The 14,388-nt window shown below is 33.4% G+C and carries 15 protein-coding genes; 4 read left to right on the forward strand and 11 right to left on the reverse strand.

The annotated features are described in order from the left end of the window. Window positions 1-40: 40 nt before the first annotated feature. Genes Q0845_RS18655 through Q0845_RS18670 form a run of 4 tightly spaced genes read right to left on the reverse strand, consistent with a single transcriptional unit; the run spans window position 41 to window position 3,467 of the window. Window positions 41-1,234: a redoxin domain-containing protein gene (locus Q0845_RS18655; protein WP_298516459.1), complete on the reverse strand. Its 1,194-nt coding sequence runs from the start codon at window positions 1,232-1,234 to the stop codon at window positions 41-43. Between the two features lie 16 nt (window positions 1,235-1,250). Further along, a complete protein-coding gene (locus Q0845_RS18660) occupies window positions 1,251-2,414 on the reverse strand; it encodes a hypothetical protein (RefSeq protein ID WP_298516461.1) in 1,164 nt (387 codons plus the stop codon). Further along, the gene (locus Q0845_RS18665) at window positions 2,395-2,919 is read right to left on the reverse strand and encodes a hypothetical protein (protein WP_298516463.1); all 525 of its coding nucleotides are present in this window, start codon (window positions 2,917-2,919) and stop codon (window positions 2,395-2,397) included. Before Q0845_RS18665 ends, Q0845_RS18660 begins: the two co-directional genes overlap by 20 nt. After that, complete coding sequence (locus tag Q0845_RS18670; protein ID WP_298516465.1) at window positions 2,916-3,467, reverse strand: RNA polymerase sigma factor; 552 nt, start codon at window positions 3,465-3,467, stop codon at window positions 2,916-2,918. Before Q0845_RS18670 ends, Q0845_RS18665 begins: the two co-directional genes overlap by 4 nt. A gap of 404 nt (window positions 3,468-3,871) precedes the next feature. Here Q0845_RS18670 and meaB point away from each other — a divergent pair, with 404 nt between their 5' ends. Then, on the forward strand, window positions 3,872-4,957 hold the full coding sequence (gene meaB, locus Q0845_RS18675; protein WP_298516467.1) for a methylmalonyl Co-A mutase-associated GTPase MeaB: 1,086 nt from the start codon (window positions 3,872-3,874) through the stop codon (window positions 4,955-4,957). Window position 4,958: 1 nt separating this feature from the next. Here meaB and Q0845_RS18680 read toward each other — a convergent pair whose 3' ends face one another. From Q0845_RS18680 to Q0845_RS18695, 4 genes are all read right to left on the reverse strand, one after another. After that, entirely contained in the window at window positions 4,959-5,381 is a 423-nt protein-coding gene (locus tag Q0845_RS18680; protein ID WP_298516469.1) for a hypothetical protein, read from the reverse strand. 275 nt (window positions 5,382-5,656) lie between these two features. Then, complete coding sequence (locus tag Q0845_RS18685) at window positions 5,657-6,226, reverse strand: phosphatase PAP2 family protein (protein ID WP_298516471.1); 570 nt, start codon at window positions 6,224-6,226, stop codon at window positions 5,657-5,659. A 101-nt stretch (window positions 6,227-6,327) separates the two neighbouring features. Continuing rightward, a complete protein-coding gene (locus Q0845_RS18690) occupies window positions 6,328-6,555 on the reverse strand; it encodes a hypothetical protein (protein WP_298516473.1) in 228 nt (75 codons plus the stop codon). Continuing rightward, window positions 6,542-7,933 (reverse strand): MATE family efflux transporter, encoded by a 1,392-nt coding sequence (locus tag Q0845_RS18695; RefSeq protein WP_298516475.1) that lies wholly within the window; start codon window positions 7,931-7,933, stop codon window positions 6,542-6,544. The genes Q0845_RS18690 and Q0845_RS18695 overlap by 14 nt, the downstream gene beginning before the upstream one ends. A gap of 233 nt (window positions 7,934-8,166) precedes the next feature. Between Q0845_RS18695 and Q0845_RS18700 the strand changes: the two genes are divergently transcribed. Further along, on the forward strand, window positions 8,167-8,370 hold the full coding sequence (locus Q0845_RS18700) for a hypothetical protein (RefSeq protein WP_298516477.1): 204 nt from the start codon (window positions 8,167-8,169) through the stop codon (window positions 8,368-8,370). A 242-nt stretch (window positions 8,371-8,612) separates the two neighbouring features. Next, complete coding sequence (locus Q0845_RS18705; protein ID WP_298516479.1) at window positions 8,613-8,819, forward strand: hypothetical protein; 207 nt, start codon at window positions 8,613-8,615, stop codon at window positions 8,817-8,819. Window positions 8,820-8,907: 88 nt separating this feature from the next. On the opposite strand, the gene Q0845_RS18710 is transcribed toward Q0845_RS18705, so the two are convergent. Further along, window positions 8,908-9,084, reverse strand: a complete 177-nt coding sequence (locus tag Q0845_RS18710) for a hypothetical protein (RefSeq protein ID WP_298516481.1) — start codon at window positions 9,082-9,084, stop codon at window positions 8,908-8,910. 94 nt (window positions 9,085-9,178) lie between these two features. Beyond that, window positions 9,179-10,861, reverse strand: coding sequence for a helix-turn-helix domain-containing protein (locus Q0845_RS18715; protein WP_298516483.1), 1,683 nt, complete (start codon window positions 10,859-10,861; stop codon window positions 9,179-9,181). A gap of 222 nt (window positions 10,862-11,083) precedes the next feature. On the opposite strand from Q0845_RS18715, the gene Q0845_RS18720 reads away from it, so the two are divergent. Next, window positions 11,084-13,702: a zinc-dependent metalloprotease gene (locus Q0845_RS18720; protein ID WP_298516485.1), complete on the forward strand. Its 2,619-nt coding sequence runs from the start codon at window positions 11,084-11,086 to the stop codon at window positions 13,700-13,702. A 152-nt stretch (window positions 13,703-13,854) separates the two neighbouring features. On the opposite strand, the gene Q0845_RS18725 is transcribed toward Q0845_RS18720, so the two are convergent. Then, window positions 13,855-14,262, reverse strand: coding sequence for a hypothetical protein (locus Q0845_RS18725; RefSeq protein WP_298516487.1), 408 nt, complete (start codon window positions 14,260-14,262; stop codon window positions 13,855-13,857). Window positions 14,263-14,388: the final 126 nt, after the last annotated feature.

Genomic DNA, 14,388 nt, shown 5'->3' on the forward strand with positions numbered 1-14,388 from the left:
ATAATATACAATCTGGCGTTTTTATTTTTTCGCATCAAAATTAGTCTTCATAAATGATCAATAATTCCACTTCTCGTTCTGCTTTTGTGAGTTTTAAACCTATTTTGGCTAACGCTACTTTGAAAGAGTTTTTCTGTTGCGGATCAAAGACAAAATCGATATCCATAAGTTCCATATAACCAGTTTCATCGACCACAGGAACTGGCGTTTCATTTTCTATATAATCTGAAAAATCTGCCATACGAATCTTTTTAGCATGAAACTCATAACCTCTGAATTCTAAACTACGCTCAGCCGTTTTCGATTTTAGGCTTTTTAATTTTGATCTATCAATTACATTTAATACATACACTGGTATTTTACGTGTTGACAGTTTTGCTTTTACGGGAAACGTTGCTTTCAGTTTTGCAATTCCAAGTGCATACATGCTGCCATCAGCATTTTTAGTAATGATATCCAAACAGTATTTATTTTTAGGATTTTTATAACTGTACTTTTCTTCATCAATTTCAAAAACTGTTCTCGTATAGGTCTTTTGATACAAATTTCTATACATACTAGGAATGGTTTGATTGATGATAGTGACTCGCCTTCCATTAAACGTTTTGTCTTTTAAATAGCCTTTTGAATAGGAAGCTACGCCTTCAAATCCGCTTTTCAGCAATACGCGCTCTGCAGTTACATCTTTTGCAGGAAATGGATCGGCTTCATAATCAAATTCGGTGTTTTCTTGTTTGAATGGCAATGAAATTTCGGTTCCTGCTTTTACAGCTTCTATAACTTCTTTGGTGATATTATCTGTTGCGGTAATGGCGACAATTTTTCCTTTTGGATCAATGATGATGGCATGTGATAAAATTCGATAGGGAAATAATTTTTCAAATGCTTCTGTTTGCAAACCAAACCACACTTTGGAAGGCGAATTGTCAATAAATCGTTGCAAACGTTCTGGTTTGTCTTCCGCAATTCCTATGACTTGAATATCGTTTGGAAATTCATCCTGTAGTTTGATTAAGTTTTTCATCGCAGGAATGCACGGTCCGCACCAAGTAGCCCAAAAATCAAGAATCACAATTTTGCCTTTCAATGCTGATAATGAAGTTTTTGAATCTGATGCATTCAGTAAATTAGAAAATTCGACATTCGGAACTGTATCTCCTATTTCTAGTTTGGTTTGCGCGTAGGTTATGCTGGTTAATGCCATAAGCATCAACAATATTGTTAGTTTTTTCATTTTGTAATTGGTTAATTTATTTGTTGTAGAATAATGTTATGAAACCGTGGATTAAATCGAGTTTGAACATGTTTTTTCTGTTTTCTTCAGTATCTTTTCCACGTGTAAACATCTTTTGCTTCCTTCCTTCCTTATTAGGTTGCATGATGATTTTTGCTTTACCATCTTTCAAAATTGCATTGTGTCCTACAGCTTCCATATAATATTTTTGATCTTGATCGATATACATTTTAATGTCTGAATACTCGCACATCATGGTAATCAACTTAAAATCATTAGCCAAATTATAGAAGAAGAAATCACTTTTAAAATCCTTGAATTGTAAATTCTTTCCAGCCTTTCCAATACTAATTTTTGAAAACTCAGTATTCATCAACAGACTTTCAATTTCTCCAAATAAACCGAAGGTGACATTTCTAAAATAATACGTTCCTCCTATTAACTTCTTTACTCTTACCGATCCGTTCATAAATTGAATGCTGTTTCCTTCATTATTTAGCTCATCAGCAGTCAATTCACTTTCTTGAAAAACGCCACGTATTACATTGGTAAAAGTTCCATCAAAATCAACTTGTGCCTGACTAACATTGATATCTATCTCCAAATAACTTGGTAGGTAAATTTCATATTTAGATCGAATTCGCAACACACCTTTGTGATTACTTTTATCAACATCTTTTAATGCTATGCTTTCATTTTCAAAGATAATATGACCTTCCATGGCATTAAAACCATCATAACTTTTCGAGATTTCTTTATTGATATCTTGTACGGTACGATATCGATTGGGTTCGTTTTTGTCCGTTAAAAAATTTTCGATACTAATTTTTCCTCCTGAAACTTGATACGATAATCTTCCGATAGAAGTCGCAGATGCATTTCTAATTTGTAAATAATTCATATCGCCCATGGAAGTTTCCATTTGGGCAGACATGATAATTCCATCTGAAATTTTCTTTATTTCTTCTTCAGAATAATTCTTAAAATCTACGGTAAAATCTACTTTTACTTCATCTCTATCCCAAGTTTTAAAAGTCACATCAATATTCTGTGTTTCAAACAATAACTTAGTATTCTTGTCTACCCTAAACGTTTTTTGATACTTTTTTTCTGTTTGTGCTATCAGTCCAAACGAACCAATTAAAAACAGGATAAAGGTTTTATATATTTTGTTGCTCATCTTTTAATCGTTTTAAATGTTGTTGAATTTCCTGCAAAAGAGTTAAGCGCATTTGCAAGTTTTTAATCATTTTCTCCAGCGTAGTTAAGCTATTCTTTTCTACCAAAAACACTTCTTTCAATTCTTGATACGATTCATCTAAGTTTTGCAAGCGTTCTTCATACTTTTGTACTAAACCAGCATCTGTTGCTGTGAGTTGAAATGATTCCCATTCGGAAGCAATGTCTTGTAAATACTTGTCTTCAATTGACTTCATCTCTGTAAACAAAGAAGTTTGCTTCGTTTCTTTTCCGCCATCATTGGTGTATACAAAAGCTCCAATTCCTAAAAGCAATACGCATGCTGCAGCAATAGCACGCCAATAGTTAAATGGTGGATTTGATGTGGAAATCGTTTCGGTTGCTGATAATTTTTCTAAAAATTCAGCGCGATGTCCTTTCGGCAGTTTTGGTGTCTCTCCAGAAACATCGTTTTCATTTAAAATGTCTTTTATATTTTTCTTCATGATATTTTATGTTTAAAATGATCATTTAATAGATTCTTCAATTTTGTTTTTCCGCGCATCAATTGTGTCCGTGATGTTCGAACAGGAATCTCTAATATTTCTGAGATTTCTTGATGATCGTAACCTTCAATCAAATACAATTGTACTACATATTTGTATTTAACAGGCAAACTTTCAATAGCTTGAATAATTTCTTGTTTGGTAACGTTTATATCAACTTCCCATGAAACTTCGTCAGCTACAATTGTCATGGTTTGATCGTTCATTTCTTCGTATACCAACGATCGTTTCTTTAAGGTATCAATACATTGATTGATCATAATTCGCTTTAACCAAGCGCCAAAAGCAACTTCGCCTTGGTATTGCGACAGTCGTGTAAATGCTTTTAAAAATGCTTCTTGCATCACATCTTTGGCATCTTCCCTATTGGAAATATAACGACACGTAATGATGTACATGGCATCTGCATATAAATCGTAGAGCTTCATTTGTGCCTTCCGATTTCCTTGCTTACATTTTTTTAGTATTCCTAAATGCTGTTGGCTCATTAGTTTTGTTTGTGTTCTATTGTAAAGACGACATTAAAATTGGAGCGTTTCATTTTTTTTAGATTTATTAGATTTTTAGACTCGCTATCGCTTTTAGACCGCTAACGCTATTAGATGTTAGATTGTTAGATTGTTAGATTGTTAGAAGGTAATTAATAAAATAATGTTTTCAAATTAACGAATCTAATATATTCCAAACGTCAGTTCGAATGTTTTTTGATAAAAAATGTATCGAGAACAGCTTTGAATCTAGATTTTGCAATACTTCTCAATATAAATTTGCTTCATAAATTCATTCGAAGTGACGCTTCAGTTTATTTAATTCATAATTCTGAATTGTGAATTCAGAATTAATTAAAAATATGTCGTAATTTCGTTATGATGCTACAAAATAGTACAATCATTTGAATTCAAAACCAAAACATACATCAGCACTACACGAAAAAGATGGCGTTACACAACCCGATTTTATTAGCAAATCGTCGGTAGCTTCTATCAAAAAAAATAGAAGAAAACAGCCTTCTGTAGATGAGTTAGTTGCTGGAATTTTGAATCAAGATAAAGTAGCGCTGAGTCGTGCTATTACTTTGATTGAAAGTAAAAGCACCAAACACCTGGCGAAAGCAACGGAAATTATTGAAAAGTGCTTGCCACATGCCAATAATTCTATTCGTATGGGAATTACAGGTGTCCCTGGTGTGGGAAAAAGCACGTTTATTGAAGCATTTGGAACCTATTTGACTGGTTTGGGCAAAAAAGTAGCAGTCTTAGCAGTAGATCCAAGTAGCTCTATTTCGAGCGGAAGTATTTTGGGAGATAAAACACGTATGGAAGATTTGGTGAAAGATGAAAACGCTTTCATTCGTCCGTCTGCTTCTGGAGATTCACTTGGTGGTGTCGCTCGAAAAACCCGTGAAACCATTATTTTATGCGAAGCCTGTGGCTTTGATACCATTATTATTGAAACCGTTGGTGTTGGGCAAAGCGAAACGGCAGTGCATAGTATGGTAGATTTCTTTTTGTTGTTAAAACTGGCTGGCGCTGGAGACGAATTGCAAGGAATTAAACGCGGAATTATTGAAATGGCAGATGCTATTGTAATTAATAAAGCCGATGGCGATAATGTAAAACGTGCACAAATGGCGCGAACGGAATTTAAGCGTGCATTACACTTATATCCGCAGAAAGCTTCAGAATGGCTTCCTAAAGTGATTACAGCTTCTGCTTTGAAGCAACAAGGAATTGACGACGTTTGGCAAATGATTGAAGCATTCCGCGAAAGCACAAAAGCCAACGATTATTTTGAAACGCATAGAAAGCAACAAAACCGTTTTTGGTTACTACAAACCATTGAAGAACGCTTGAAACATAATTTCTACACGAATCCGAATGTAAAAAAAGAATTGGATACTTACTTAGAAGCTACTGAAAACAGTACTATTTCTCCATTTAATGCAGCGCAACAGTTGTTGAAGTTGTTACAGAAGTAACTTATAATTCTTCTTGCTTTATATACTTTTCACTACAACCTTCAATACAAGGATAGTAAATAATTAAATTTCCTTCGTTAGATGTCTCAAAACGAATTGCTAAAGGTGAAGCATTAGGACAATTTGGCACATCAATTATTCCTGTAGTTGTTGAATACGTTCCGCTACTCGGTTCAGGATCAACTATTACAAGCATATTACACAGTGAATAGTTTGAAGTAATTTCTCCATTTGAATTAAAAGTTAGCGTTTTATCACTTGTAATTGCAATATATTCACCGCTTCCATCTCCGGGATCAGCAAGATATTCTACCAATCTCCAATTTCCTAAAAGTGAAACTTCTTGCGATATTGGTGCATCATCATTCGTATTACAAGAAATGAAAAGTGTTGCTATAACTAAAAGTAAGAGTAATTTTTTCATGGTTTTAATGTTATGTGAATATCATCTACTCCGTAGATGCAGATTTTACAATTTGGTTGCGTCTATAAAAAAAGCGAACCGAAGTTCGTTTAATTGTTGCAAATTGATTTTTTGTTCAGTTATAATAGGTTTACATTTTGTTTTTTCATGATATAAAATTTTTAAATTGATAATATCATAAAGTTATTGAAGTATTTTCTACACAAGAAATATTGCAAATACTTTAGCTAAATATAAACACCTATTTACTTTTTTAAAATGTAAAACATGATAAATTAGGCAAACTTCCGAATCAAAAATTGTCGCAATTTAAAAATCATTGTTCCATAAATGGTGCCTACAATCATTCCTGTGAGTACATCGCCTGGAAAGTGCACACCGATATAAATTCGGCTGTAGCCAACAAATACAGCCCAAATTAATAGTAAAGGAAAGATATATTTGAAATGTTTTCGCAAGATTAAACCAATAAATACTGCCAACGCCATTGCATTGGAAGCATGTCCTGAGAAATACCCAAATGCGCCGCCACAAGAATCTTTTACCAGACGCATATGTTCCATTAAATCTTCTGTATAACACGGTCTTGAACGCAAAAAGAGTGTTTTTTTAAACAAATTTGCTGTTTGATCGGTAATTGTAATGAGCAAAGCAACCAATACCAAGGTGAAAATTATCTCTTTCTTTTTGTTCGTTTTAAGAATCAGAATTAGTAAAAACGCATAAAGCGGAATGGCATAATATTTATTGGTAATAAACATCCAAAAACCGTCCCAAGTTGGCGTTCCAAGTCCATTTAAGAATAGAAATACTTCTTTATCAAATTGTATTAGTTGATCAATCATAATAGATAAAATTAATTTACGGTCGCTCAGAAAGTATTTAAAAGAAATTCAGTGTTATGTGTAGACATGCGTTCGCTAATTTTAAATCTCGATTATCGAGTTTAGTCTTCGTAACGTGCTAATTCACGATCGTAAAAATCATTTGCCGCTTGAAATAAGTTTTCAGCTTCAGAAGACAATTCTTTTTCGTCTTCTTTATCAAATTCTTCCAACCATTCTACTTCATCATTTTCTAGATTGATAATAAATCTTGGAAATTCGGTATGTACGATAAAAATCGCGTTTGGATAATCGGTATTATCGCCCAATAAAAATTTAGGAAGCTCCATGAGTTGTTTGCTTATTAATAAGTTTTTTTGATAAATAATTAAATCTAATATACAATAATATTGCAGAAGTCGTCAATCCTGCCAAGAGTCCAATCCAGATGCCCGTACTTTTGTATTCAGTATATAATCCGAGATAGTAAGAGATTGGAAAACCAATGACCCAATAGGCAACAAAGGTAATTAATGTTGGAATTTTTACATCTTGTAAACCACGTAAAATACCTAAACCAACGACTTGTATTCCGTCAGAAAGCTGAAAGAAAGCAGATACTAATAAAAGTTTTGCTGCAATCATGATTACTTCTTGATTGTCTACCAAATTGGTAATATCATTTTCATCTACGTATAAGGTTGGAAACCAATTGTTCAATAGCATAAACATAACCGCAAAAATGATGTCAATAATCAACACCAATAAAAATAGTGAAAGTGCAATTCTACGCAATTCCGAAAAACGTTTCAAACCTTTCTGATTTCCCACACGAACTGTGGCAGCAACACTTAATCCCATAGCAACCATAAAGGTCATTGACGATAGATTTAATGCTATTTGATTCGCTGCTTGCGAGTTTTTCCCTAAAATACCAGATAACCATATAGCAGCAGTGAAAATGGCTACTTCAAACAGCATTTGTAATGACGAAGGAAATCCTAAGGAAATGATTTTTTTGAGTACTGACTTTTTAATTTCTTTAAAATTAAAATTGGTCACATAGGCTTTAAATTTTTGCTTGTAACGCAATAACAACCAAATAAATAGTAACATCACCACACGAGATGCCAACGTTCCTACAGCGGCACCAATGATGCCCCATTTAGGAAAAATCCAGATTCCGAAAATCAAAAAATAGTTGATAACAATATTGACCACATTTGCCAATAATGTTGCCCACATAGCATATTTTGTTTGCGACAAACCATCTGCAAATTGCTTAAATGCTTGAAACATGATTAAAGGAATCAACGAAGCAGCCACCAAATTTAAATACGGCATTGCCAATACCACTACTTCCTCAGGTTGTTTCATTTCATACATTAGCGGTTTTGCTAGCATAACTCCTAAAAAAACTGCAATTCCTATACCTGTACAAAGTATCAAACCGTGTTTTAAAGCACTTTTGACTTTCAATTTATCTCCAGTAGCATCTGCTTCGGCAACCAGCGTAGTAATTGCTGTTGAAAATCCAATTCCTAAGGACATTGCAATGAATAAAAAACTGTTTCCAAGTGATACAGCGGCTAACTCTGCAGGTCCTAATTGTCCCACCATAGCATTGTCTACAAAAGCCACAAAAGTATGTCCCAACATTCCTAAAATAATAGGCGATGCTATGGTAAGGTTATATCGGAATTCCTTTGTGTAATTCTGTAAGGTCACTGGTTTGTTTTTTAACGTGGCAAATATAGAGCTCTTTTACGGTAAACACTTATACTTTAGAGTGAATTTATCCTTTCTGTTTTATAAATTGAACAGTCTGTTTTTTAAATCAGAAATACTACTCTTTTTTTCTAGCTACCTGTCCTCTTAAATTTGTGAATATAAATTGTAGAGTGGCTTAATACAAAAGCAATTTATAGATTAAGATTATTAACTTATTAAAACTTAAAATTATGAAGAAAAACATTTTAAACATCAAAGGTGTTTCTGCAATTTCTAAACAAGAACAAAGCCAAATTAATGGTGGTGCAGGATTCCCTGGAGCTGGAAGCTATCAAGGTTGCGGATGCGACTGTGCAGGACGCGTAACTGGACCAAAATATTGCGAATGGCTTATTGCTTGTCCTCAAGTATACACTTGTGGAGACGATATATAAACATACAATTTAAAAGCGAACAAATAAATGAAAATGTAGTTAATTCATAAGCTAACTATATTTAGGGGAAAGAAAGGGCTTCTGATGTATATCATGGAGCCTTTTCGAGCTTTGAATATACCTACCATACTACTTTTTTGTGATGAATCGTTTTCAAAAAAAAACAACTATAATTTTTTAACCTAAAAGGTGTTCCCTGAAAAACCTGTAATAGAGTAAGGACTAACTAAACATTTTTAATCATGAAAAGTATATTAAATATTAAAGGAGTTTCAAAAATTTCTAAAACAGAACAAAGTCAAATTAACGGTGGTGCTGGATGGCCAGCTCCAGGTAATCTTAATTGTGGATGCGATTGTGCAGGACGTGTAACAGGTGGTATTGCTTGTTATTTTGCTAATTTTGCTTGTCCACAAGTATATACTTGCGACGATTCGCAAACATCTTAATTTTAGTAGTTATTAGGTTACAAACACTCATCAAAAAAGGCTTCTTGTTTGGTTGCAAGAAGCCTTTGAATACATTTTATTTTTTAGATTAATTAGCAGTATCACAATGTGTATTGTGGGAAGTAGATTGAGTTCTTCCTCCTTTAGGCGTACGTGATTCTTCTGCGGCACAATCTATATTTGTTCCTTTTCCAAGTATATTAAACGCGTCTACTCTTGCTATTTTTATTTTTGTAAATGTTAGTATTTTTCGCTCTGCTTTCATTGTAAGTATATTTATTAGTTTTTATTCAAGATACGTAACACCAGTTATGATTGCTATATAAAGTGTTGCCATTTTATAAATTGAACAGACTTATTTAGCGAATCTTTTTTAGATAAGTAGATGGGTTTTCGCCTGTTTTAGCTTTAAATGCTCTTGAAAAAGACCCATGGCTTTTGTACCCGACTTCTTTGGCAATTGCTTTGATCGTGTACATACGAAATTTCTTATCTTCTTCTAATCGATTCAGCGTATATTGAATACGAAGATTGTTCAAGTACTCCGTAAATGTCATCTTTTTGTGCGTATTCAAAATGGTAGACAAGTATGTTGTATTGGTATCTATTTTCTTGGCGGTTGCATATAAATTATACTTAGGATTGAGGTAAAATTCCTGCGCTTCTAAGTTTTTTAACTTTTGCAGAATATCATCAACCGTTTTATCGCTCTTAATTGCTGTTTGTGATGAAGTCTTTTCTTTTTTAACCGTCACAACTTCTTGCGCGGTTTCTTCAAGAATTACTGGATTTTTTTTCTTTTTGAATTGTTTGTACAATAAAAATCCAAATACTGCAATCACAACAATCGCGACGCTTAAGAAAATATAAAAACGTTTTTCGTCTTTTTGATGTTGTGCTTCAAACTGATTTTTGATTTTTTCAATCTCATATTGTGTAGCTGTTTGAAAAACTGTTGCTTTATTTTCCTTGGCTAAAATGTTTGTGTTAACTTCTGCAGATTTTTGTCGATACACAGACTCTTGCTCAAAATCCTTTCTGTTTTTGTGTACGTTTGCTTTTAGCACTAAAACGTCATAATAATCGGTTTCTAAAAGTTGATTTTTTGTATATCGAATTTCCAGCTCACTTAATAAATTCAATGCTGCTTCGGTTTCCCCTTTTTGAAAGTGATAATCGGCTAATAAATACATGATTTTAGAAATCTGCTTATCATTTTTCAGCTGTGTGAAAATTTCTTTAGATTCGGTCAAGTTTGCATATGCTTCTGGGAAAATTCCCTGTGCCGTTTTCGTTTTTCCTTTCAATTCAAACAAATAGGCTTTTCCTTCAATATCCTTGTAATAATCGGCAATGATGATTCCTTTATCAATGTATAGCATGGCAGAATCGAGCAATTTTTCCGCTTGATACGCTTTGGCTAAAAACATATGGTAGTTGATATAATCTTCTACATAATTGATGGAATCTTTTGCGATCAAATCTTTTTCTTCAATGGTAGTAATCGCTTCCGTAAAACTCTCTTTTGCTTCTTGAAAATTGTTTAAATCCAAGCTTAAAATCCCCATATTTCCATTAATATGAATCAATTGCATGGTGCGTTTGTTACGTTGTGCTACTTCATACGCGTCTAATAGTATTTCTCCAGCTTTGTATTTGTTTCCTAATTCAATTTCTGTGGTGGCAATCGCTAATTTCGTTTGCACGTACCGAGCACTATCGGCATCATCTGAAATATTTTGCAAAGCATTGTCATATTCAGTCATTGCTTCTTTATAAATTCCGCGGCTTTGGTAAAATGCTCCTAAATAAAAGTGTGCTCGATAGGTATGTACAGAATCATTGAACGTCGTTGCTTTATGGAAATACTCCATTCGAAGTTGCATCATTGTATCTGTTTCAATGCCTTGATAATTGAGCAAAGCTTCTTCGGCTTCTTCCAGTATTATTTTCACATTATTGTTTGTGCTTGATGACGAAGAAGTATCTGCACAAGCATAGATTAAAATAAATAAAAGACAACAGTGAAAAAAACGGTTCATAATGAGCATTTATATCCTATGGGAAAATATAGTTTTTTTAAAAATATGACAAAGCATTCTGTTTACTTTTTTTAGAAACATTAAAAATTACACTTAGCGCACATGTAATTAGGCTCTTAACATCCTTATAGCTTGCTTTTTAACTTGATTTTAAGACAGAAAAATTTCGTAAAAAGTTACATTTGGGAATTATTTAACAATCCGAAAAATTAAAAATTTAGTATGACATTAAAATCACAATCAAAAAGCAACATATTTTTTGTCTTGATTTTATTGTTTGCATTCCTAGCTTCTCCAGACGCAAATGCACAACGTAAAAAAAGAAAAAAAGACAAAAAAGGAAGTACTGAAACAGTAATTCCAAAGAAAAAATCTAGTGAAAAATCTATTGCAGATTTAACGAAGAAAAGTAAAAAGATAGAAGGTCTTTTTACCATTTATCAAGATACCATCACCGGAACACTTCAAATGGTGGTTTCTAAAGATCAATTAGAAAAAGAATTCATTTATTTTAGTCAAGTTAAAGACGGAGTCTTGGATGCTGGCGCTTTTAGAGGTGCATATCGAGGTTCTAAAATCTTTACGGTTAAGAAATATTTCAATAAAATCGAATTTGTAGCCAAAAACAATGCTTATTATTTCGATCCTGAAAGCGCTTTAGCCAAATCTGCAGATGCAAATATTAGCGAAGGCGTTATGGCGAGTGTCAAAATTGAGGCAACCGATGATGAAAAAGGTTTGTATTTAATTAAAGCTGATGGCATCTTTTTAAAAGAAACATTTTCACAAATTAAACCGCCTCGTTTCCCAGGACAAGGGCCTCTTGCGTTTACTTTAGGTAGTTTAAATAAAGCTAAGAGCAAAGTAAATGCGATTAAAAATTATCCTGAAAATACAGATTTAGTGATTGAGTATGTATACTCAAAACCTTCTGTATTGAATAATGGATCAAAAGCTGTAACTGATGGAAGAAATGTAACCATCAAAGTAAATCACAGTTTGATTGAGATTCCAGAAAATACATATATGCCACGATTTGATGATCCAAGAGTTGGATATTTTACAACGGAAGTTACTGATATGACTACGCCAAGTAATACACCTTTTAGAGATTATGTACACAGATGGCACTTAGAGAAAAAAGATCCGAATGCAGCAATTTCAGAGCCTGTAGAGCCAATTACTTGGTGGATTGAGAATACAACACCTCTTAAATACAGAGAAACCATCAAAGAAGCTGTATTGCGTTGGAATATAGCCTTTGAAAAAGCTGGTTTTAAAAATGCAATGGTTGTAAAAGTACAACCAGATGATGCCGAATGGGACGCGGGAGATATTCGTTATAATGTTTTGCGATGGACTTCTTCTCCAAAACCGCCTTTTGGTGGATACGGACCAAGTTTTGTAAACCCAAGAACAGGTCAAATTTTAGGTGCTGATGTAATGTTAGAATATGCACATCAAACAAATAGAGTTCGTTACAACAGAATTTTCGAAGCATTGAGCGCCTATTCTTTAGATGATTTAGAAGACGCTGAAAATGAGTGGCAAAACTTTAAAGATGACCATCAACATTGTTCTTTGGGACATTTAATGCAAGAAAATAGTGTGTTTGGAACTACTGCTTTGACTATTATGAATGCTTCAGAAGAAGAAAAAGAAGTATTGCGTAATGAAGGATTGACACATTTAATCATGCACGAAGTTGGACATACTTTAGGATTGAATCACAATATGAAATCGAGTCAGTTGCACTCACCAGCGCAATTAGCCGATAAAGAATATATTAAAGGAAAAGCCTTAACAGGTTCTGTAATGGATTATGAAGCAATTAATGTTACGAATGACAGAACGCAACAAGGACACTATTTTACAACTACTTTAGGCCCTTATGATCTTTGGGCAATTGAGTTTGGATACAAGCCTGTAAAGACCTTAAAAGAATTGGACGACATTTTAAAAAGATCTACCGAGCCAGCATTGATTTTTGGTAATGATGCTGATGATATGAGAAGTCCTGGAAAAGCAATTGATCCAAGAGTGATGGTTGGTGATTTATCTAACGATCAAATTACGTATTCTGTCAATAGAATTAAGTTGGTGAATGATATGACAAAAAATCTTCGTTCAAAATACAACGATTACGGAAAGTCGTACCAAAACTTAGTTGTTGCCTACAGCATTCTGCAAAGTCAAAAATCTAGTGCCGTAAATGTAATTTCTCGTTTTATTGGTGGCGTGTATGTTGATAGAGCTATGCAAGGACAAGCCGGAGGAACACAACCGTATACTCCTGTGAGTTACGAAGATCAAAAAAGAGCCATGAAAGCTTTAAAGGATTATTTGTTTGCGCCAAATGCAAATGATATTCCTGCAGACTTGTATACGCACTTAGCGAGACAACGTAGAGGATTTAATTTAGGACGCGGTACAGAAGATCCAAAAATTCACAATCTTACGTTAGGAAGACAGATGGGCGTTTTACGTCACTTATTACATCCAAATACCTTGCAACGTATTGTTGATTCTGAGTTATACGGAAATAAGTATAAGATTCAGGAGTATATGAGAGACTTGAACAAAGCCATCTTTAATGCAGATATCAATACTGCTGTGAATTCTTTTAGACAAAATTTACAGATTGAGTATACAAATATGTTGATTCAAATGTTGACAGGAAGATCGAAAGGACGTTTTAACAATGTTGCACAATCTATGGCGATTTACAACTTAAAATCTATCCGCAGATTTGCTGTGAATGGAGCAGGTGATTTAGCGACAAAGGCGCACAAATCGCACTTAAAAACATTGATTGACAATGCGATGAAAGAAATTAAGTAGTTGTTAGCTGGTTGTTAGCACTTTCGATTGACAATTCAGTTAGTATTTAATACTTTTTAGAAAGAACTTTAATTGAAAAGCGGAATTTTAATTTTATTAAAATTCCGCTTTATTCGTTCATAAGCTATATATATTTATTTTCTAAAAACTTTTTAGTTTTCAAAAAATAATAAATTGCCATCATAGCATTCTTGTGAAAGACTAATTTTTCCTGAACTTAACTCATCAAGAATAAGTGCTCCATATTGTCGTGTGTCAATTTGAACAGTTAAATTATCACCATAATCACATTGACCATCTACTAAAGTATAACTATAACTTCCTGCGGGTAATACAGGACTATCTATTCCTTGCTGCGTTTCAATAGTTATAGTCATATTGGTAAAATCGAATGTCCATAAAATTTGATTCGGTGTATAGAAATTTGATGCCCCTTGTTCTGGCGCATAATAATCTCTCAAAAGAGAAAATGTCATTACGTCTGCACTTGTTGCATCGTCATCGTTATTACAAGAAACTAGCATGAATAGCGCTAGTAGTGGTAAGAATATTTTTTTCATAATTATGTTTTTAAATATTAATGTTACTCCAAAAGTACTTCATTAATCTATTGAGAAAAAGAAAATTTAGTGCGCTTTTATAAAACATCACAACTTAACTTCACAAAAAAAGACAAAACTTCGCTT

The organism is uncultured Kordia sp., assembly GCF_947489565.1.
Lineage (GTDB): Bacteria > Bacteroidota > Bacteroidia > Flavobacteriales > Flavobacteriaceae > Kordia.

Excerpts from the sequence above, each read along its gene's own strand:
- Q0845_RS18655 (WP_298516459.1), bottom strand. The coding sequence starts at position 1,234 with ATGAAAAAACTAACAATATTGTTGATGCTTATGGCATTAACCAGCATA.
- Q0845_RS18660 (WP_298516461.1), bottom strand. The coding sequence starts at position 2,414 with ATGAGCAACAAAATATATAAAACCTTTATCCTGTTTTTAATTGGTTCG.
- Q0845_RS18665 (WP_298516463.1), bottom strand. The coding sequence starts at position 2,919 with ATGAAGAAAAATATAAAAGACATTTTAAATGAAAACGATGTTTCTGGA.
- Q0845_RS18670 (WP_298516465.1), bottom strand. The coding sequence starts at position 3,467 with ATGAGCCAACAGCATTTAGGAATACTAAAAAAATGTAAGCAAGGAAAT.
- Q0845_RS18680 (WP_298516469.1), bottom strand. The coding sequence starts at position 5,381 with ATGAAAAAATTACTCTTACTTTTAGTTATAGCAACACTTTTCATTTCT.
- Q0845_RS18685 (WP_298516471.1), bottom strand. The coding sequence starts at position 6,226 with ATGATTGATCAACTAATACAATTTGATAAAGAAGTATTTCTATTCTTA.
- Q0845_RS18690 (WP_298516473.1), bottom strand. The coding sequence starts at position 6,555 with ATGGAGCTTCCTAAATTTTTATTGGGCGATAATACCGATTATCCAAAC.
- Q0845_RS18700 (WP_298516477.1), top strand. The coding sequence starts at position 8,167 with ATGAAGAAAAACATTTTAAACATCAAAGGTGTTTCTGCAATTTCTAAA.
- Q0845_RS18705 (WP_298516479.1), top strand. The coding sequence starts at position 8,613 with ATGAAAAGTATATTAAATATTAAAGGAGTTTCAAAAATTTCTAAAACA.
- Q0845_RS18710 (WP_298516481.1), bottom strand. The coding sequence starts at position 9,084 with ATGAAAGCAGAGCGAAAAATACTAACATTTACAAAAATAAAAATAGCA.
- Q0845_RS18715 (WP_298516483.1), bottom strand. The coding sequence starts at position 10,861 with ATGAACCGTTTTTTTCACTGTTGTCTTTTATTTATTTTAATCTATGCT.
- Q0845_RS18720 (WP_298516485.1), top strand. The coding sequence starts at position 11,084 with ATGACATTAAAATCACAATCAAAAAGCAACATATTTTTTGTCTTGATT.
- Q0845_RS18725 (WP_298516487.1), bottom strand. The coding sequence starts at position 14,262 with ATGAAAAAAATATTCTTACCACTACTAGCGCTATTCATGCTAGTTTCT.